Source organism: Mesorhizobium sp. NBSH29 (assembly GCF_015500055.1).
GTDB lineage: Bacteria > Pseudomonadota > Alphaproteobacteria > Rhizobiales > Rhizobiaceae > Neomesorhizobium.
On sequence record NZ_CP045492.1, the window covers coordinates 339,958 to 359,752 of the forward strand.

The window sequence follows — 19,795 nt, forward strand, 5'->3', positions numbered from 1 at the left end:
CGTCAGTTCTGGCGGATGATCTTGCCCGTGCGCATCACTGAAGGCCCAGCCCCGGTCTGGTTCGCAAGTTTGCGTTGGGAGGCCACCCATTTTACTGTCCGATCATTCGACCCGGATCTTGTTGCCTCTCGGGCGCCCTGGTCGGAGGATAGCGTTAGGGGAGCGTCCCTCTGTGGGGCGCTTTTTCGATGGCTGGAACTCGCTCTACCGCCCGCATTTCGCAACGGCGGCTGCGTTCGAGCAGAAGCATCGCCAACGGAAGTGGTGGGCACAGCTACCCGTTCGCTCTGGGCGGCGCGAGCGCCTCCCGGAAGGGATCGGTTCGGCAAGGAAATATTTTCGGAATACATTTCGCGTTCCTGCGCAGCGGTGAGCCAGGAGCTTTTCTTATGAACAACGGGCCTGCCAACTACTCCTGGCGATGTACCGCGTCCGATAATCGCACCGCCAACTACCATCACGGCTCCCAGTGAAATCGCGATGCCGCCACCTATCTGAAGTGCGGTTCGAGCCCCACTGCCTTCTTCCAGCCGGCTAGCACCCACCAGGGCCCCGATACCGCCCGCCACCATCACAAAGCCGAGCCAGGCAATCGGATTATGCCCGCTCGGATCCGTAAAATTTACAGGGTCACCCTCGCAGTAAGCGTAGGAATTGACGCCACCTTCGTCGAAGGGACTCCGATCGTCAGGCGTGTGGAACCGGGACAGAATGGGATTATAGGCCCGATATCCATTGCCAAGAAGTTGCCAGTCGGTTTTGTCTTCATGTACTTCGCCGTTATATCCAACGGGGTTCTCCTGCGGCCTTCCATCGCTTCCATTCGAGGAGTAACCACTGCGGTACCCGTAGGGCGTGTACGCGATACGCCGGTGGTGCCCTTGTCCAACTTCGCTGACAACGCTGTTCTTGGTATCCCCGGCGAGCAGCAGAAGTTCATCCGCCTCGCCCCGCATTTCTGCAACAATGTGGCCGGCAGCGCGCAGGAACGTCGAATTTTGACCCGCATGAATACGGTTGGAAAGCTCGCCCTCCCGATAAAAGCGATCATCTGGCCCGGAATTGGTTAAGCCCCCCGTCAGGATGTCGAGCGCGTCATACCGGTAGGTATTGATCGCATTGCCATCGCCACCCGATACGCGCTCCAGCCGCCCCAAAGCATCATAAGAGAGAGTGCGCTGACAGTCATCGGTAATAAGATTTCCGTCATTGTCGTAGGAAAGAAGGATCTCGGCTGGGTAATCGGAAAGCGAGTTGGTGACCCGTGTAAGTTGTACCGGATCTTCATTCTCAAAATGGTAGGTGGCCCGGTTGGTTACATCCCCGGATGTGGTCCGCACTTCGCGGATATTGTTGAGAACATCGAACGAAAATAGCTGTCGCGAAATCTCCTTGCCGTAGGGATCAAGCGGAAGCTGACTTCCTTCACATTCGTAGATTTCAAGCCTGCCGCGCAAATCATAGCTAAAGCGTTCAGCTCGCAGCACGGCCCCTTTTTCAGACAGGGTGATGCTCGTCACCCGGTCCTTGGCATCATAGGTCAATGACAGGTTCTGTTGGATACCGTCGAGGACGTAACTGCGAGATGTTTCGCGGTCCAAAGAATCATATTCAAAGGTTACCAGCGCGCTGCGCCCACCATCATTAGTGGATATAGCCGCTACCCGTCCAAATGCGTCGTAGGAAAACGTGGTAACTGCCCTGTCGATTTGTACAGTTGTCAATTGTCCAGCCGGATCGTAACTCCGGGTTTCAGCCTCGTTAGGCCGTGTGGACGAATTGACTCAGGTATAGCTTTTGGGGTTCCGCTGACCAATCCAGTCTGATTCATGGATTGTCGACTGATTTGGAGGTCGGCGATGTCCACGAGGATGACGGAAACGGATTGGGCGAACACGCTGGAGGTTTTCCGCGCTTGCCTGCCACGGCGAGGCCGCAAGGCTGCGGACGACCGGCTTTTTCTGGAAGCCATGCACTTCTTCACGGTGGAGAATGTGCGCTGGCGTGCGCTGCCGGAACGCTTTGGCCACTGGAACTCAGTGTGGAAGCGCTTTGACCGGCTGAGCAAAGCCGGCGTGTTCGAAGCCTTCTTCGACACGTTGGCCGAGATGAGCGCATCGGCCCATCTGATCCAGATGTTCGATTCCACCATTGTGCGCGCCCATGTCTCGGCAGCGGGCGCAAAGGGGGGCAGCAAGGCCAGGCGCTCGGCCGCTCGCGCGGCGGGTTCACAACGAAAATCCACGCCAAGGCGGACAATTCGGGCGACATCATTGCGTTCGATCTGACCGGTGGCCAAGTTGCCGACACAACCCGCTTTGAGACCCTGCTCGACATAGGGCCGGACATCACCCCACGTGCCGCGCTGGGCGACAAAGGCTATTCCAGCAAGGCCAATCGTGCAGCCGCGCGGACACGCGGCATCGCCCCGGTGATCCCTCACAAGGCCAACGAGAAAAACAGGCCAGCCTTCTTCGCCCAGACGCTCTACAAGGCGCGCGCCCGTATCGAACAAGGCTTCGGGCGGCTCAAGCGCTTCAAACGCGTCGCCCTGCGATGCGAAAAGACAGCACGAAATTTCCGCTCAATCGTAAGCTTCGCAGCAGGCCTATGCTTGATCAAATTCGTCCACACGGCCTAAAAACATTCTTGAAAGAACACTCCCGGCCAAGAAGGCTGTAGTCGTAAGTTGCGGTAAACTCTTCTCCGCTTGGCTTGCGGGTTGTTTCGCTCCTCAACCGCCCGGTGCTGGAATAGGTACGGTTCAGTGCCTCACCCGCTTCGAGGCAACTCACCAGCCGCGCGTCTCGTGGATCGTACTCATAGTCTGCGGTGCTGTTGGGCGAACGTCGCTGCACCGGCTCATCGCCAAGATGAGGAACATATGAATATTCTATCGTCTGTCCGTTGGGAGTAGTTGTCGCTGCCGGCTGTACCATTCCCGGATCGTAGCGGAACTTTGTTTGCCGCCCGCCGGCAACGGACTGTACGAGGCGATCAAGCCCGTCAAAATCCTGCGTTCCAAGCACCACGCCGTTGACATTGATTGAAACGGGTAGGTCCCTGGAGCTGTGTTGTGCGTACCAGCGGAGGATGGTCGATGCGTCCGGTAGAGTGGTCTGGCTCGGGCGATCAAAATCGTCATATCGGTGAGATGTCTTGAGATCCCCCGGGTCGTATTCCTCTTGCATGCGACCTAAGCCGTCATAAAGCCGGCGGTGCATACCCAAGCTGCCACCATCTGTGTCGAAGCGCTCAGTTCGGATGGGATCTCCAAACAGATTCATTGACGTCTCGGTCACAGCCGCTTTCTGCCCATCAACTCCTTCTCGCCACTGCCGGCTTACCGGCCCCGCCAACCCGCCAGCGCCTATGGGGTCCAGTTCTTCACACTCACTCACCTTGTTTGGGTGCGTGGTTTTGTTTTTTGTGCCCCAGTTGTCGTATTGGTGAGTTGAAGTAAGCAGCAGATCCTCGCCGCCGATCCAGTCGACTACTGTTTCTGCGACCAAATAGCCAAGGTCGTCATAGGTCGCCAGGTAGGTCTGACGGAACGGTGGATTTATGGGCGTATTGTCTGGGTCCTGTCTTTCTTCCAGAACGGGTCTGTTCAGTCCGTCAAGGAAGGTGCGCGTAGCTACGCCCTTTACGTCAGTCATCACCTGTTCGGCCTGGCCGTTGAGACGCTGTGCGTGGAAGTTGATGCCAAGGGCCATCTGGGTTGCGGCAAGAGCGTCATCAATTGCGGCTACGGCGATGGGTTGGGCTTGCCTGAGATCAGCAATCCGCTTTTTCTGGCGCGTGAGCATATCGCGCTTTGCAAGCAGCATTTCATCTTGGGCTAGATGGTGGCGCCTGCGCTCTACAGCTTCGGAAGTATTGGCGATGAGTGCATATTGATAGGTACGCGTGGCTTCATAATCGGTGCCAGGCGCGACGGTCTCGCTGGTGACACGCTGGAGTTCGTCATAGGCATAGCGGATACGAACCTGGTTGACGTCCTCCACAAGAAGGGGTTGACCGTTGAGAAGTGAGCTCTGCTGGGTGATCGATTTCTGCACACCGTCAAATCCGGTGATTACTTCCAGAGTCTGGAGAACTGTTTCGCCGGAGAGCAAAGGACTGTTGAGCTTGGTATAAACATAGTTAGTCCTAGTCGTCTTGTCTTTCAGCGCCTGGCTCTCGGACTTGAGACGCGCAAGTTTGAATGGGTCTGTGGGGTCGTCGTAGTAGGCGCTTTCACTGCGCTGTAATTCGGTTTGTGTGCTGGCTTCCACGCGCAGCAATGTCTCGCTTACAGGCAACAGGAAGGGGCGCGCGTGCTCACCCGGGAGCGGCGTGAATTGCCCATAACGGACGTGTGTACGTAAAGTCGGCGCACCGCCAACTTCTGCGCTCTCATCGGGGTGTACCGTAGAGGAACGCAGGCTTCGCACAAAGCCATCGGGGTCCGGCGGACAATCCTGTCCCTCGCCCTGCACGGGATAATAGTCACGTTCTTCGCTGGTTCCGTTGGCATTTTTCTGGATCAGGAGATTGCCGTGAACATCATAGGTGGTCTCGACGATTTCAGCGCGCAGCCGTGTCGGTTCGTCAGTGAGCTCCCATATGGTCTCAGTCTTCGCTGGCAATTGGCACTGGGGAGGTTGCTGGTCGAAAGGACGCGCGATGTTTTCGGGGAGGTCAGCATAATAGGTGGTTTTCACGCGCTTGACGCAATTGCCTTGCGTGGTGACCTCCTCGTTCAACAGATGGAACCTGTTAAATGTGCGTTCTGTCTTGCGCTTCATCTCGCCACCGCCCCACACCTGGGCGGTAGAGCTATACGCGTAGCCCCGCGTCACCTTGTAAAGGTTGTCGAGGCCGTCATCGCTCCAGCCGATGGCAGCACCGTGGCCGAGGAAATTGTGATCGCTGTAGCTGTAGCGCGTTTCGATAGGAGGCTGGCCGAAACCGGGCTCGAGACGATGTAAGGACACGCGCGGCAGAGGCTCCCGTCCGGAACCCACGGGAAACGGATGGCCGCCATCCTCGTAAAGAACAGTTTCTCGGCCACCGACGGGCGTAAATATCTCGTTGATGCAGGAAAGGCCGCCTGTCTCGACATAATCGAAGCGCCAGGAAGCCCGCTCATCTGTTGGGAGGACGATCTCGCTGACGCGGCTCAATGCATCGAGTCGTAAAGTGTAGCGGGAAACGGGCATTCCCCCTTCGCCTCTGTTGGGCCACAACAGCAACTCCAGCCACTGACCAGAAACATCACGTTCAAAACGCAGTATCTCGCCCTGCTCATCACGGATGCTTTCCAGTCGAACACTATCGGCGAAAGGCAGATACGACAGCTTGAGCGTATGGCCTGACGGAGCGGCAATCTCCACAGGGCGGGCTATTCCACCCCCGCCTGTGATCAGCGTCTCCATCACCCCGGAATGCTGGATGATGCGGTAAATCCCACCACCATCGTCAAAAAAGCGGAAACTCTTCAGTTTGCGTTCGGCGATTGCAGGCTCGAGACCATTGCCGGTAACCTTGAAGGTCTCGCCATCTCCGAGAGACAGCATACGGGTCTGTGGATTATACTGGGATAGCCCGAGGCCAAACCCCAGCCCAAACCCCGCATCAACCCCGTTGAGCGGATTAAAGGACAACGAAAGCGGGAGCGAGGGGCCGGCGAGTTCGTTGGCCGACAGTTCGGGGAGAAGAAGTTGCACCGTATACTGACCGGTGCGTGGGTCGACACCTTGCTGAACAAAACTCAAGAAATTAAATGCATTCGAATGAACAGATCTATGAGAAATCATGGCAATACTTCCCCGTGAGCAGGCCTCGCCCGCTTCATAATTACAACTAAGAATTTGACGTTAATAATAAGGGGTAGTCGAAGAATTACTAATTTTAACACATGATAACGCACGAGTCATCTCAGATCCCACTCTGTGGAAGTAATCGACAAGCTTGAGACCCTTCGCTCCACTAACGATTTGCCCCTTTGGTGTTGCAATGACATCCAATAGCTTCACCACATCGAATGTTGTTGCCTTCCGCGTTGTCTGTAGTTCAATCCAGAAGTCACCATTTTTTTTCTGACACAGATCATCATCCGTCAGCAGAATTTTTGTTGCCGAAGGTACGCCCAGCATTTCCATGCTATCTGCTGTATTTCCCGAGCAGGGTGCAATCTCGTCTTGCCTCATTTTCACTTCCGACAAGAAGTAAGTCCATATTCCGCCCGTTTGGTCGTCTGGAACATTAAGCGCACACGGTTGCCCCGTATCATGTTGACGAAAAGATATGGACGAAGATGATTCACTACCACCTACAAATAGATAGCCACAGGCATAATTTGTTATACCATTTTCATCGCCTTTGTGTTTTCGCCCAATCATTACCGCATTGTAAGAACATGATATTCTATGGTCAATTTCTATTAGACCACTGGACCACCCGTTAATTACATCGACAGATGCCGCCCCAACTACCTGCGCGCATCGATATTGCATGTGGCTATTCTCATCACCACCACGTTTGGTGCCAGTCATCACACTTCTGTCGGGGCAAATATATGAATGGTTGCATTCACGGGCACTCGGATATTCACATCCATCTGTGTCTTCTTCCGAGTTCCACAATGGTGACCAACCGAGATCAACAAGACCAGCTTTTTCACCATTCACCATCACATCGCCGCAGGTTATGATCGTTTTCCCATCGTGTTCGTCTCCGTCATGACGTCGACCGACCATGACTTTCGAGTTCGGACAGATATATGTGCCGTCCTTTTGCTCCGAAAACGCGGGCCCTGGCAGCCGATTTGTTGTCGAAGCAATGGGCTTTTCGGATGCCGAGGCAATGTGAACAGGAAACATGATAGATGCTGCAATAAATGAAATTGCGGCAATAAATTTGTATTTTTTCATTAATTCAATCCTAGTAAACATCTGCGCACCTATACTCTGTTTCTCCATTATGATTTCCTTTATGATTGCGACCAACCATTACAGAGTTTGGTTTGCAAATAACATCGTGGCCTTCATGCTCTTTAATAGGGAATGTCCAGTTTGCATGAGGAACGATTTGCATTGGGTATCCAAATTCGTCGATGATTTGACTGCATCGATATTCCGTGTGACCATTCTCATCCGCTGATGGCGATCCTTCCCATTCTTTATTTGCAATTCTCCGCCTGCCAGTTATCACTTCATTTGCAGGGCACATGAATTTGCTATCCGTTTCACTTTGTGAATCGCTCCATTCATGGTTTAATACTTTTGCAACCTTTCCGAATTGAATGACTTGGCCGCACATATGCCAGGTCCAACTGTTTTCATCTCCCTTATGCGACCTACCGACCCAAACCATATTTGTGCCTTGGCACAAACGCTCATCTTCCCGCGACTCAATGTATTTGGGATCCCAGTCGGCGTTCTTTTTTACCTCAGCTCTGGCATGGGGCGAATTTTCTTGTTGAACCTTATTTGGATCCATCTTCAATGGATGTGTATCATCGTCCGCCAATAATTCAGCGTACGCAGTATTATCCGATAGAGATTCTAATTTATTTTCTGCAGAATATGCTTCTACTGCTGGTATAAATGCAGACAGGAACATAAAGCTACCGACAATCCTCTGCTTCGGAGAGAAGCTTGCTCTTGGCAAAAGTATGTTCAGTTTTATTTGTGATTTCCTAAAACGCATCAGGGGTTCTCCTTGAGAAGGACTTAGAAGGCACAGCACTTCGCTTTTCAATTTCAAGCATTGCACGAACTTGTTTCATACGCAAGTCTAAGTTGCAGAATTTTTCTGTCACAATTATCAGTTGCATTTTGTCGTCTATTCGGCCTATGGTCAAGTTCAGAGGCGCTCCTCAACAGAAGCGCCACGCATTCACGACCTACCCAACGAGTAGAAGCATGCAAAACCAACCACGCCAGCCCATTGCTCACCCCACTCGATGTGATCGGGTTTCCGTGCCTCAAATTCGAGGTCTGCACGATCTTAGATTGGACCCCAACACCATAGGCACAGCGGCCGTGGTGATCGTGGCGCCTTACGAAGCTATGTGTGCCGGCGACAGGATATCGTTCACCTTCGCTCCTACGTCAGGATCCCAGGTTTGGAGCCGTACTGTCGTGGTGGATCGCGTCGACATAGGAAAAATTTTGAAATGGAACCTACCGCGCGCCGAATTTCTAAAAATAGAGGGTGAAACAGCCAATGCATTCTATAAAATCGAGTATGCCAGCGGAGGTGAAAGTACTTCTGCAAGTCAATTAATTGAAGTCGCGCCTCTCGCTACAGAGCAGCTACGCCCCCCAGTACTGCAAGGTCATGACGGCGGCTTCCTCGACCCCGGTCACTTTCCCCAGGGTGTCAGTCTACAAATTGACCCCTACCCCACCATGGCACTCGGGGACGATGTGCTGCTTCATTGGGTCAGCTCCCATGAGGCCAGCAGCACAACAAGCGTTCTCCGGGTCGATCCATCGATAATCGACAGCAACATGCTGGCCTTTTCGATCGGCAAAGAATGGCTGGAGGCAAATATTGGCAGGCAGGTCACGGTCAGCTGGCAATACGCGCGTATCGGTACCGCCCAAAATTCTGAGCCGTTTACCTTGACGATCCGCACGCCGGTGGACCTCACTCCACCTGTCGTGGAGAAAGCCAATAGCTACGGAGAGTTGCAGGCAAACGACGCATTGAGGGGTGTCTACGCTACAATCCCCGAGGCTATTCCTCTGGATCCAGGGGATAGCGTTGAGTTGCATTGGCAAGGCCATCTCGCAGGCGGGAGGTACATTGCTACGCAGCCCCTCGACCCAGCAAATCCGCGCCGGTTCTTTATCCCGCCCAGCGCTGTAGCCGCGAATATCGGCGGCGAGACCAAGCGATTTCCCGTCTTCTACAAGCTCAAGCTCGCAAGCGGCATTTTACCCGATTCTGATCCATTTCACCTTCTAATTCTTCCACTTCAGCCAAACCAGTATCCAGCTGTTCGTTGCAGGCAGGCGGAAGGAAGTCCCGGCCTGTCATTGGGTGACGTGCCGGAAGAAGGCGCGGACATTTATGTCACCCGCTGGCCGTTTATGGCGCCTGGACAGCCATGCACTATCCACGTCACCGGCGTTCTTGGAGATGGCGCCGGGGCCGACCTCATCCTGCGAGATGCAATTCCGGTCACACAACTGGAGATGGAAGGGGGCGAACTAAGCACCCTGCTGCCTAGGGAGTTTCTCAAGACCCTCAAAACAGGTTCCACTTTGAGCTTGTGGGGCAAGATCACCTATGACGGAAATACGCTCATCGATCTTAAGCGCAGTTCTACTACGTGGTTCGTATAATACTTAGAAGCTTTAGATAAGAAAGATATTTTTATGAAATCCAATATGACTAAGTTAGAAATACTATCTGAGGATAAACTTGTTAACGAGCTTGCGAAGCAGCCAAGCACCTTCAGCTGGGATACAATCGCGGAGTATGATCGGCCAAAAACAAACATGGTTTTAGCGCACGAATATATAGAGCGATATAGCAAGAATAATCACCTTGATCCCCTTACGGATGCTATAGAAATCGTACAGGGTCAATATTGGGAGTACGTTGAGAATTATATTCTAGATGCTCCACGCCTTTCATTCGAGCATAGTTCGATTGTCGACTCAGAAGCTCATCTATCAATGGAAATAATCGGGGGACAGCAGCTGAGTATTTCCCGAAAAAGCGCGAACGTTTATTTGATAGACAAAGTTGAAATGCTCGACCCCCTCACGTCTCAGTCGCTAGCAGCTCAATTGAGGTTGAACCGAACGGCGGGTCAGATCACAGATGAAGGAAGAGTATTCCTCGACCTTAAGGATGCTCTAGCGGTCAAGCTATTGTTTCCGGGTTCAGATGTTGCCCAAGGCCTGGGCGGAAATGCGATCAAAAAGTATTTCGAGAACCTTCCGGACGAAAAACGAATTTATGTCCTCAACGAGCTTGGCAAGCCGGAGATGAACGAATTTCTCGTCCCCGATCGGTTCGATATCCGCGTCCATCTCAAGACCCAAGCCAACACTCCAACAGGAGTTTATGAGAGCGAGGGCGCGGTCGCTCTTTTTGTTGCCATGAAAGACAATAAGGGCGGTACCAGCATCCCAAGCGATGACGACCAGATGAAGTATCTTATCCCTGCTGGGCGCTCAGCGACTATCCTCCTTGGGCACCACTTCCTGATCCGCCAGGTTATCGCAAAAGGCCTCGAAAAGGCTTCGAACAACAGCAAATTTGAATACGACCTTGAGAATGACGAAAACATGGATGCCCCCGTCGGACTTCTGACTGCCCGGAACGGCGGCCGTTACGGAGAAAGTATTCACGGCACTATCGGGTCGGCTACGGTATCCATCCAAACTCCAACACTGCATTTCAACAACAACTCTGATAACAATCACTTCTTCACCGTTGCCGTTGAGAATGAAGAATTTCACATTAGGTGGCGCGGTAGACAACATTTACTAACAAAAATTCAAGTGAGCTCATGGGTGCGAGAGCAAAACGTATTTGCTATATGGGATATAGAAAAGACATATAAATTTGTTCTCGTAGATGGCGCTCTCGGACTTGTTTCAACAGCAACTCCAAAGTATCTTAGAAAAGTATCGCCAGGAGAGTTCGGAGACTTCCCTGGTATCAACTTTGCAGTCATTTCACCCTTTATCGAATCTGAACTTGACGAAATATTCCGGAAAACCTTCGAAGATTTCGTGGCCCCCATATCGGAAATCGACCTCTTCCGGCTCTACGGCATCCTTTTTCGTAACTCGCACGACGAAGCCATATCGCTAGATCGGGTCCGCTTCCCTATGGACCTGGCATTGTTTGGCCAGATCTCTCCGCGGTTGACTGCATTTCAGATCAATCCGCTTGATTCTGTTGTGGCGAGTGGGTCAGAGAGTTCATTTACTCTCACTCCGCCTCAAAAGAATGCAGTCTGGTCGGTCGCCAACGTTCCAGGTCATGAAGGACCGACGGGATCGATTGACACAGCCGGGTTTTACACTGCCCCGTTGGCAAATGAGATCCGCGGGGCTTTCACCCGAGTTCTCGTCAAAGCCGCTGTCGGGGAAACAAGCAGCTCCGCCCTCATCAAGGTAACCCGACGGAATATCGCCATCAATCCTGCGGTAGTGAATTCTCATATCGGTGGCCCTCCTATCAAAATTTCTGCAGATGCCGTCTCCGGCGCCGAACTTGACTGGAGCATAAAAACAGGAACGGGAGCATCCTTGATCGTCGACGAAGATGGCGTCCATTGGTATCGGCCTGGATCGAGATCTATAAGCAACCATGTTTACGAAAAGGATACGGTAACCGTTAAGAATATTTCAACAAACGAGTCAATCTTTTGCACGATTATAGTATACCAGCCGCCTGACGAGAACTCCGCTCCTGCAGATATTATCTTCGACACTAACTTATCTGATGGTAAACTTCATTTAGATATTGCGGCCTTTGCTGGCATACCAGTTGACAATCAAAAATTCGAAGTTTTTGCCGGATCCGGTACGATTGATGGCAATGGTATTTACACGCCTGATCTGAACAGTCCCGACAGGTTCACCGCCATAGTCGGAACAGGCACCATCCTCGACAGCTTTCCAATAGCCTCGCGTGCAATAATTACTATCCCGTACGTGAATCCAAAGGAATTAATAATTCCAAATGCATGGACAGAGGTTTCGAAATGACAAATTCAGTCGGCGATATACTTCATGAATTAAAAGGTAAGTCTTCAACGTTCGGCTGGGGGGCCGTTGCGGTCTTCAATCGTTCCACCCTGAATCATATGCTCGAGGACCAATTCGCAAAGCGGCTTGGCGACGCGCGCTTGTTGTCTCCGGTATCTATCGAGTTTGATCCGACTAACCTTGGGCACATGAGAATGGAGCTCGACAGCATCCAGTTCGGCCCACCACAATTGTCATTCCAGTCGTCCGCAATTTCGAGCAGCATGGCAACTTTACGATTTGAAATCGTGGCTGGGGACTACGCCACGACCAACACTCACGTCGAAACTCCAGACAGGCTTCTTTCAAGTGGCAGGCTCGCCGAAGGCATGGGTTTCACGCTGGAGATGGAAATCGATCTAAATCCGATCGTTGGCGAAATTTCAGGGAGTGGCGTTGTATCAATCGACTTCCACAATGCCGAAAATCCGCGCTGCAACCTTGTCCCAGAATCTCCTACCCAACGGCGTATCGGAGCCCTGCTGCTTGCCGAAATTCAAAAGCAGCCGGCTTTTCGTCAAAGTTGGCAGCTCGGCCTCCTTGACCTGTCAACCAGCGGTCCATTGAGTCCAACACATTTTGCAATTCGAACCCAGGCAATGCCCAACAGTAACTCAGTTGGTTCGACACAAGATGAAGAAGGGGCGGTAATCTTCTTTATCGCGCTGAAAGGACTCCGCGGAACCGCAACAAGTTTTCCGAGCACATTTCCTCATCTCATCCCGGACGACGAGAGGAACGGAAAGCAACTGTATTCAGCAACTCTACTTTTGGATGAGCAGCTTATCAATTTGGCCACTGAAAGTGAGCTGGATGCTCTAAAGTCTCTTGTTTTACCCCGAGATCACGCGTTTGACGAAGGGGAACGGCACACCCCCTATGATCTGATCATTTTTGGAAACGCAAAGCCCAACAATGAATATGTCAAGATTCAGCCCCCGCTTGCGAGCATTAAAAACGCCACCACCAAGCAGTTCACCGCTCATCGAGGTGACGGCAGTGAGCTTTCTGGCATAACTTGGGATGCGCGCTGCATCACCATGCCTACGGCGTCAGGTTCTATAAGTGCTACAGGACGCTACCAGGCCGTTGATAAAACGGTATTCGGTACAAATGTGCTGCCTACTGTCATAAGTGCCCATTACGACAATGGGACAAAGTCCAAATCGGCGCTAATATTTGCACGGTTCGAAAAAATAACTGTCGCACCTATTGTCGCGACAAGTGAGATGGACGGCACGCCTATCATTTTTGCTGCGTCGAGCGTGGGGGGAGGCGCCCTCAATTGGCGCCTCATATCGCCAAGCTATGGAACCCTGGTTCCCGTCGGTAAAAACCAGGCAATGTATGTACCGCCTGCCAATATAGGTCAAGAATCTATAGTTAATCAGCGAATTGAAGTTCGAGACGTCAGTACTGGCGATACCGTTGAAGCTTCTGTCATTCTGGTTGGAACCGAGACTCACCTAAAGGTGAACCCTCCGCATATCACCTCGGTTCTCGGCAGGGGGGCGGTGCCCTTGAGCGTTGGCTCGTTCGGACAAAAAGTCACCTGGCATCTGCTGGGAGATGGCGAAATTGACAAGGACGCAGGCGTTTTTTCACCTCCGTTGACGCTTTCGACGTCTGCTGTATCCGTAGCAGTCTGCGAGGTCGATTTTGGTGCCGGAGCGGTCCTGCGCGGATTCTCTGTGATCGAGCTTGCGGATCGCCAACAAGAGATCAAGGGTTGGGAGGGACTGCAAGAATTCTCAATCACCGCGATGGGGCCGGCGCGTTCGTATGTAAACGGCATGCAGCAAATTCCGATAGAAATCAAAATTGAGACCACCGCTCCGGCGCCGGGCTCCGCTCAGCCGCATATGCCAATCAGCGATCTGGAACTATCTAGCTTAAGGCTTGTTGAAAAGACAGGGAACACGCTCGTACCGGTTCTTGCTGAACATGAAGAAGGCATCGAATGGGGCGCTACGACCCAGTGGGCTGTGCATGACCGGCCAAATCGTTTTCGGTTAACAGGTGGGTTTACGGCAACCGACAGTTCCACCCCTCAAAACGCAGGAACCCGTTATCGGAGGTACTATATTCACCTTGCGCACCGCGGCGACGCAGTTGAGTTTTATGCACAATTTCACGACAAGTATGGGTCGGTATGGAACTCCCTTGAGCATGGGCCACAGGATAAATCTACAATTCAGGTCAGCGGAATAAGCATTCCGACCCGGAGCAAATCTAACTATAAGCTAGCGCGGAATAGAGTTTGGCATAATCTTGCAACAGGAAGAGTTGAATTTGACGATTTTGGAAATGAAGATGATTTTTCTTCGATACAAGAATCTATTGACCACTGGTCTGTGAACTATGTTTCAGATGATTTTAAATCAATAGGATTTAGCACATTAAGAATTTTAGATAATTCATCAACTATACAATGGGAAAGCGACTTAGACGACGAGACATATTGCAGCTATACTGGATACGCATTTAGCCCTATCAGCCACCCGCCTAAGCCGCAACCACCCGTGAATCTCCATTTCGATGGATATTTGCGCGCCTTGGCACGAGCGGTCTCGCACCCGCAACCGAGTGACGAAATCATTGCTCATCCACCCGCCCCTGGTGAGCTGGTCGTGAGTGTGCATCGAACGCACGAGTTTTCTCACTGGCGCGATTCAATGGCAGCAGGAAACGATCAAAGAAAATTCCGCGAAAGATTAGAGTCCCCCGTTACTTACATGTTGAGAGATGAAGACGGAAATTTACACAGCGTCGACATCGGGTTCTTAGTAAAATCAGCTGAGGACAGTAGGAACTCATTGCAAATTGACCTCATAGCGGCAAGAAAGAATTATTATGGACTCGGTTCATTCGAACGCATTTAACTTTCTAAGTTTTGTACAGCAGGGTGTTGACCCGCGTACGGGTCAATATACGGTTCAGCTTTCGCTCCCAGACCTGTTGGCCAACGATCTTGCGGGGCCTTCGCTTCCGCTTTCGTTATCCTTCAACCCACTTAACGCCGTCGATAGGGGGTTCGGGTTAGGTTTTGGCTTGGCGCTTTCGCAGTATAACTCTCGAACTCGAATACTTTCGCTGGGAAGCGGTGAGTCCTTTAAGGTCACAGGTAGCGGACTGGAGCCGGCGATCGCCGAGCGAAAGCTTAGCAGCTTCCGCTTCTTCGATGACGGGGGTGGTAATTACCGTATCCTCCACCGCACCGGCCTGTTGGAGACGATGATCTCAATCGGTGAAGGAATCGCTCTTCCGGTCAAAATCCAGGGCCCTTCGGGTCACGCGCTGAAGCTTTCTTATGTCCCATTTGGCGATGGCCAGCGGCTCGAAAGTATGAGCGACGACCAGGGTCGAATACTTCTCGTGGAGCGCGACGTCTCAGGTCAATGGTTGGAGCTGTTGCTTTGGCCTGACCGAGGTGAAGCAGGTACAGAAATTGCACGCTTCACGATGCGCCTGGATGCCATGAGCCGGGTCACCGAAATCGTTCTGCCGACACAGGAAAGCGCGTCCTGGCGCTTCGCTTACACCGAGATCAGAGGTCTATCCTGTATCAAGGAAGTCTTCACGCCGGTCGGCGGATGGGAGACGCTCCAATACGAGGATGGTGGTCATCATTTCCCACCCAACGCTGGACGCTCGCCTCTGCCCCGTGTCACGCGGCATCGTATTGAGCCAGGCTTCGGCCAGCCTCCGATAGAGACCCGTTACAGGTTCAGTGATCACAACTTCCTCGGGCATGGCGCTTCTATCGGATGGGCCAACGATGGTCTCGATAATCTCTACAAGTTATCGGACTACAGCTACGTCTATGGATCTACAGTGGAACTATGGAGTGGAGGCACGATGAGACGCAAGGTGGAACGCACCTTCAACCGTTTCCATCTGCTGAGTGAGGAGACCACCACCCAGGACAATTGCGTAAAGCGTGTGAAGACTAAATATTATGCCGATCTGCCCGAGAACATCGGTCTCCCATTTGAACGTCAACCGCCGCAATGTCAGTTGCCAGCTAGTGTTGAGACACGCTGGGAACTTACCGACGATCCAACCCGGCTGCGCGTTGAGACCGTAGAGACCACGTATGATCTGCATGGCAATCTTCTCCTCCAGAAGAATGCCGACAGAACCAGCGAGGAGCGCGACTACTATCCCATCCAGGGTGAAGGACAGGATTGTCCACCCGACCCTGACGGATTTGTGCGCAACCTGCGCTCCTCTACCGTTCATCCTGATCCCGAAGCACAAGCGGGCGGTGCGCCCACCTTGCGCACACTTTACCGGTATGCGCAGTTCACCCCGTTGCCGGACGAGAACGCCCGCCCCTTCCTGCTTCCCGTCGGCGAAACGCTTCTGCGCGTCGAAGTCGAAGCGGAGACTGAAATACGCAGGAGCGAAAGCACATACTTCGACGACCCTGCCCATCCTTTCAGTCTCGCCCGCCCCAGGAGGCAGAGCCAAATCCTCAACGGTAAGACTACAAAGACCGACTATACATACAGCAAGCTCAACAACCCGCAGTTCGTCGGCGAGCCAGTACTGGAGACAGTACAGACGATCACCGGCTTTGACGGAACCCAGCAATCCGTGATCCAGCAGAGCTCCTTTCTGAATGGCCAGCCCCTGTTGGCGGAGGACATCAACCAGGTACGCATCCGCTACGTCTATGATGCCCTTCAGCGCGTCACCAGTGAAACGATTTCCCCGGGAACGGACTACGAAGCCATACGCAGCTACCAATACGGCCTCGTTGCCAACACGGTCGCCTCCACCAATGTGAAACGATCGTTATCGAAAATCGAACAGCAGTTACGGGTGATAGAAAGCTCAGTATCTGCAGCCTCAGGGTGCGATCCGAAAAGCATCGCAGACATCCGGGAGGCCATTGCCGTAAACGCAGAGGCGCAGCGTTTGAACGGACAAGCCTACCGGATTATGCTCGACGTTAAAGGCGTTGCCACGCACACATACTTCGACGGCATCAGCAGGGCCGTTGTCGAAGAACGGCAGGACCCAGGCGGTAGCCCGAACGGATGCCAACTTCGAAAGACCTATCAGGCAAGCTACGATGAAATGGAGAACATCGTAGAAGAAACTATCTTCGATTGGATCGGAGAGAGCGAAATGCCGCTAACAACAGCATACGCTTACAACAGTTGGGGAACTCCCGCTGCTACCCACCACCCCGATCTAATAATCGATATCACAGAACATTCGCCGTTTGGCGGAGATGGGCCCGAGGAGCACAGCTACACCTCCGCAGGAGGAAAAAAAGGAAACCTCACGGTAACATCATACAATCGGTTCGGAAAAATTGCTAAGATTGAAAAATTCGATGACGAGGGCAACGGAGTATCGTGCACGGAACATCTGTTTGACGGTCTCGGCCGCGCCGTCGAACAGCGGGTAACGTTGCGTGACCAAGGTGAGCGTAAAACAGCATATCTCTATGATGACTTCGGCAGGGTCGTCGCCACAACACTCCCTGACGAAACAGAGGTAAGTCGCACCTTCGCCGAACACACCGACGACGAGCTTCCGACGGAAATCCTTGTGAAGCCAGCCAACGAAGCTCTCCCCGAAATCGCGCTCGGACAGCAAGCTTACGATGGGCTTTCGCGCCTCACAAAAAGCACTGTGGGGAGCAGGACAGAGATCATAGAATACGACGAAGGGCGTCTGCAGGCTGCCAGGCGGCATAAACCAAGCGGACGAACAATTTCCTTTGACTACGAACCGGCGCTCGGGGGCGCACCAGCGAAAATCACGGTCCCTGACGGCAACATGGAATACAGTTACGACAAGCATAGCGGGCAGTTGGTTGGCTGCGAGAACAGACACGGTTCCCGTCGATACACCTACGACTATACAGGTGCATTAAAGTTTGAAAGCTTGAGCGTTCCAAGCGGGAAAAAGCACGAAGTTTTCCATTCCATTTCGCGGCTTGGCCTGCAGCTCGAGCGACGCGACAGAGACTTGAACGGCCCGGCGTTTGAAGCATCACTCTGTGAATATGACAGCGCTGGCAGACTCGCTGTCGCGAAACAGGGAAGGCTGCACGCCAGTTTCGAATATGAAAGCTTTGGATCGCCAGCCCGCATCATCACGAACGATGTTAACAGCGGCAAAACTCTCGTGACGGAGCTTTTGTACGATGGGTTCCAGCGCGAAGTAGTTCGAACAATGCAACTGGGGTCCCAGCAAGTGGTCCTTACCCAGGATTGGTGGGATGATAACATGTTGAAGGGCCGCTCCCTGAAGATCGGCGAGGAATCAGTTCTGGAAGAGCAGTTCCGATACGACCTCCGCGGGAGATTGGAAAATCACAAATGCACAGGGATACAATTGCCAACGGATCATCTCGGCAATGGAATAAGCGAGCAGACATTTTTCTATGACGCATTCGACAATGTTGAGGAATGTCGAACAAAGCTAGCAGACGGCAGCATCGATCGCATGGTCTGTAAATTTGCCAACACCGATCCATGCCGGTTAATCGCTCTAACTCACAGTCATGCCGCTTACCCCAAAGAGCAGACATTCGCCTACGACGCGGATGGCAATATGCTCAACGACGAGCAGGGCCAACAATTTGCTTACAGTGCTACGGGAAGGCTGGTCGAGGTGTCCTCGCCGGGGCGCGCGATCACTGACCGATACCTTTACGACGGCCATGACGATCTATCGGGTTTTGTCTCACGAGACACTGAAACCACAAGGCTCTACCACGGCTACCAGACAGTGCTCGAAACATCTGAACGTCGCTCAATCCAGCTCTTTTACGGTGCCGAAGATCCACTCGGCCAGCAATGCGCTGAAAAATCCACTATTTTCATCACCGAACAAAATGGAAGTGTGATTGGCGTATCTCACCCGGATGAAATGGTTTCCACCGGATATTCTGCTTACGGCCAGCGGCGCTCTGACAGCGATTTCGACAGCTTGCTTGGCTTCAATGGCGAAACACTGGAGCCTATGGGCTTTTACCTCCTCGGTCGCGGCTATCGAGCCTACAACCCGGCACTTATGCGCTTTCATAGCCCTGACAACATGAGCCCGTTCGGAGAAGGCGGTATAAACGCCTACATGTATTGCGGTGGCAATCCAGTCGCGTTCCGAGATCCTAGCGGGCATTATCGCACCCCAAACGACTACTACTACCCCCCAAAACCTATTGAGGAAGGCGGGGGCGGCATAGGACAATGGTTGGGTGTCATTGCCGCCGGCGTGGGTCTTGCCCTATCGGTCGCATTTGTACCTTGGTCTGCGCCGGCCACCTCGGCTGGTTTCATGCTAGCCATGGCTGGACTGGGCGTGCAGGCTGCTGGATTGGGTTTGCAGATTGCTGGTTCACAAATGAACAAGGGAGAACTCATTACCATTGGCAGCATTGCAGGTCTCGTGGGCGGAATGGGCTCAATGGCAGGTTCCGTCATGAACAGCCGTCGCGTCGCTCAGGTGGCCGCTGCTGCCCGCGGCGTGAACAGTGCAGCTAACACCGCCGCAGCCTCTGCTCCGGCAAATATTGCCGCCGGAGGAGGAAAGGTCTCCAGCAGACTTGCCATGGCCACCGATGGAGCAGTAACGGCTGGAAAAAAATACAAAAGATTTCTCGGACATCTTCGATTTAATCGGCCGGCTCGGCTCGATTCAGGAAACATAGTGGCACTGAGACATGGCCAATACCCTGGTATTCCTCATGCACACACCTCCCCTGTTGCGGTTTCTGCTCCACGTCCATACCCACCTCTTGATACGCTGCAGAGGGCTGATGATGTTTTGTGGTCTCCCCTTAGGTTTCGTCTTCCCCGGCCTATCTTCAACCCGGGGGTTCGAAACGCGGCTTGAGCACGTGCGAATGCGCGCTACATAATTACCCCACGCCATAGCATCACGCCGATTGACGACCGGCGCTCACGGAACACGGTTTTTCGGTTTCGGTCGCTTCGTTGCTCGTCTTCAAGGGCATGAAGCTTCCGATGACCGGCAAGCTCCTTGGCCAAACGCGGGTTCAG

Annotated in this window: 9 protein-coding genes and 1 pseudogene; 6 read left to right on the top strand and 4 right to left on the bottom strand. The window is 52.8% G+C overall.

Going from position 1 to position 19,795, the window contains the following annotated elements:
• Positions 1–2: 2 nt before the first annotated feature.
• Entirely contained in the window at positions 3–1,724 is a 1,722-nt protein-coding gene (locus tag GA830_RS20550) for an RHS repeat-associated core domain-containing protein (protein WP_195163410.1), read from the bottom strand.
• A 147-nt stretch (positions 1,725–1,871) separates the two neighbouring features.
• On the opposite strand from GA830_RS20550, the pseudogene GA830_RS20345 reads away from it, so the two are divergent.
• Positions 1,872–2,078, top strand: a pseudogene (locus tag GA830_RS20345) (transposase); the annotation flags it as partial.
• Positions 2,079–2,116: 38 nt separating this feature from the next.
• Positions 2,117–2,641 (top strand): IS5 family transposase, encoded by a 525-nt coding sequence (locus GA830_RS20350; RefSeq protein WP_195164712.1) that lies wholly within the window; start codon positions 2,117–2,119, stop codon positions 2,639–2,641.
• Here GA830_RS20350 and GA830_RS01665 read toward each other — a convergent pair.
• From GA830_RS01665 to GA830_RS01675, 3 genes are all read right to left on the bottom strand, one after another.
• Positions 2,619–5,759, bottom strand: coding sequence for an RHS repeat protein (locus GA830_RS01665; protein WP_195163411.1), 3,141 nt, complete (start codon positions 5,757–5,759; stop codon positions 2,619–2,621). The two genes, GA830_RS20350 and GA830_RS01665, sit on opposite strands and share 23 nt — an antisense overlap.
• A gap of 102 nt (positions 5,760–5,861) precedes the next feature.
• Entirely contained in the window at positions 5,862–6,965 is a 1,104-nt protein-coding gene (locus tag GA830_RS01670) for a hypothetical protein (protein ID WP_195163412.1), read from the bottom strand.
• On the bottom strand, positions 6,928–7,695 hold the full coding sequence (locus GA830_RS01675; RefSeq protein WP_195163413.1) for a hypothetical protein: 768 nt from the start codon (positions 7,693–7,695) through the stop codon (positions 6,928–6,930). The genes GA830_RS01670 and GA830_RS01675 overlap by 38 nt, the downstream gene beginning before the upstream one ends.
• A gap of 305 nt (positions 7,696–8,000) precedes the next feature.
• Here GA830_RS01675 and GA830_RS01680 point away from each other — a divergent pair, with 305 nt between their 5' ends.
• The 4 genes from GA830_RS01680 to GA830_RS01695 are packed head-to-tail and all read left to right on the top strand — an operon-like array spanning position 8,001 to position 19,628.
• Positions 8,001–9,341 (top strand): hypothetical protein, encoded by a 1,341-nt coding sequence (locus GA830_RS01680; protein WP_195163414.1) that lies wholly within the window; start codon positions 8,001–8,003, stop codon positions 9,339–9,341.
• A 45-nt stretch (positions 9,342–9,386) separates the two neighbouring features.
• Positions 9,387–11,729 (top strand): hypothetical protein, encoded by a 2,343-nt coding sequence (locus GA830_RS01685; RefSeq protein WP_195163415.1) that lies wholly within the window; start codon positions 9,387–9,389, stop codon positions 11,727–11,729.
• Positions 11,726–14,650, top strand: coding sequence for a hypothetical protein (locus tag GA830_RS01690; protein ID WP_195163416.1), 2,925 nt, complete (start codon positions 11,726–11,728; stop codon positions 14,648–14,650). The genes GA830_RS01685 and GA830_RS01690 overlap by 4 nt, the downstream gene beginning before the upstream one ends.
• Positions 14,622–19,628, top strand: coding sequence for an RHS repeat domain-containing protein (locus GA830_RS01695; RefSeq protein ID WP_195163417.1), 5,007 nt, complete (start codon positions 14,622–14,624; stop codon positions 19,626–19,628). Before GA830_RS01690 ends, GA830_RS01695 begins: the two co-directional genes overlap by 29 nt.
• Positions 19,629–19,795 lie beyond the last annotated feature (167 nt).

Excerpts from the sequence above, each read along its gene's own strand:
- GA830_RS01675 (WP_195163413.1), bottom strand. The coding sequence starts at position 7,695 with ATGCGTTTTAGGAAATCACAAATAAAACTGAACATACTTTTGCCAAGA.
- GA830_RS01690 (WP_195163416.1), top strand. The coding sequence starts at position 11,726 with ATGACAAATTCAGTCGGCGATATACTTCATGAATTAAAAGGTAAGTCT.
- GA830_RS01670 (WP_195163412.1), bottom strand. The coding sequence starts at position 6,965 with ATGGAGAAACAGAGTATAGGTGCGCAGATGTTTACTAGGATTGAATTA.
- GA830_RS01695 (WP_195163417.1), top strand. The coding sequence starts at position 14,622 with ATGGACTCGGTTCATTCGAACGCATTTAACTTTCTAAGTTTTGTACAG.
- GA830_RS01685 (WP_195163415.1), top strand. The coding sequence starts at position 9,387 with ATGACTAAGTTAGAAATACTATCTGAGGATAAACTTGTTAACGAGCTT.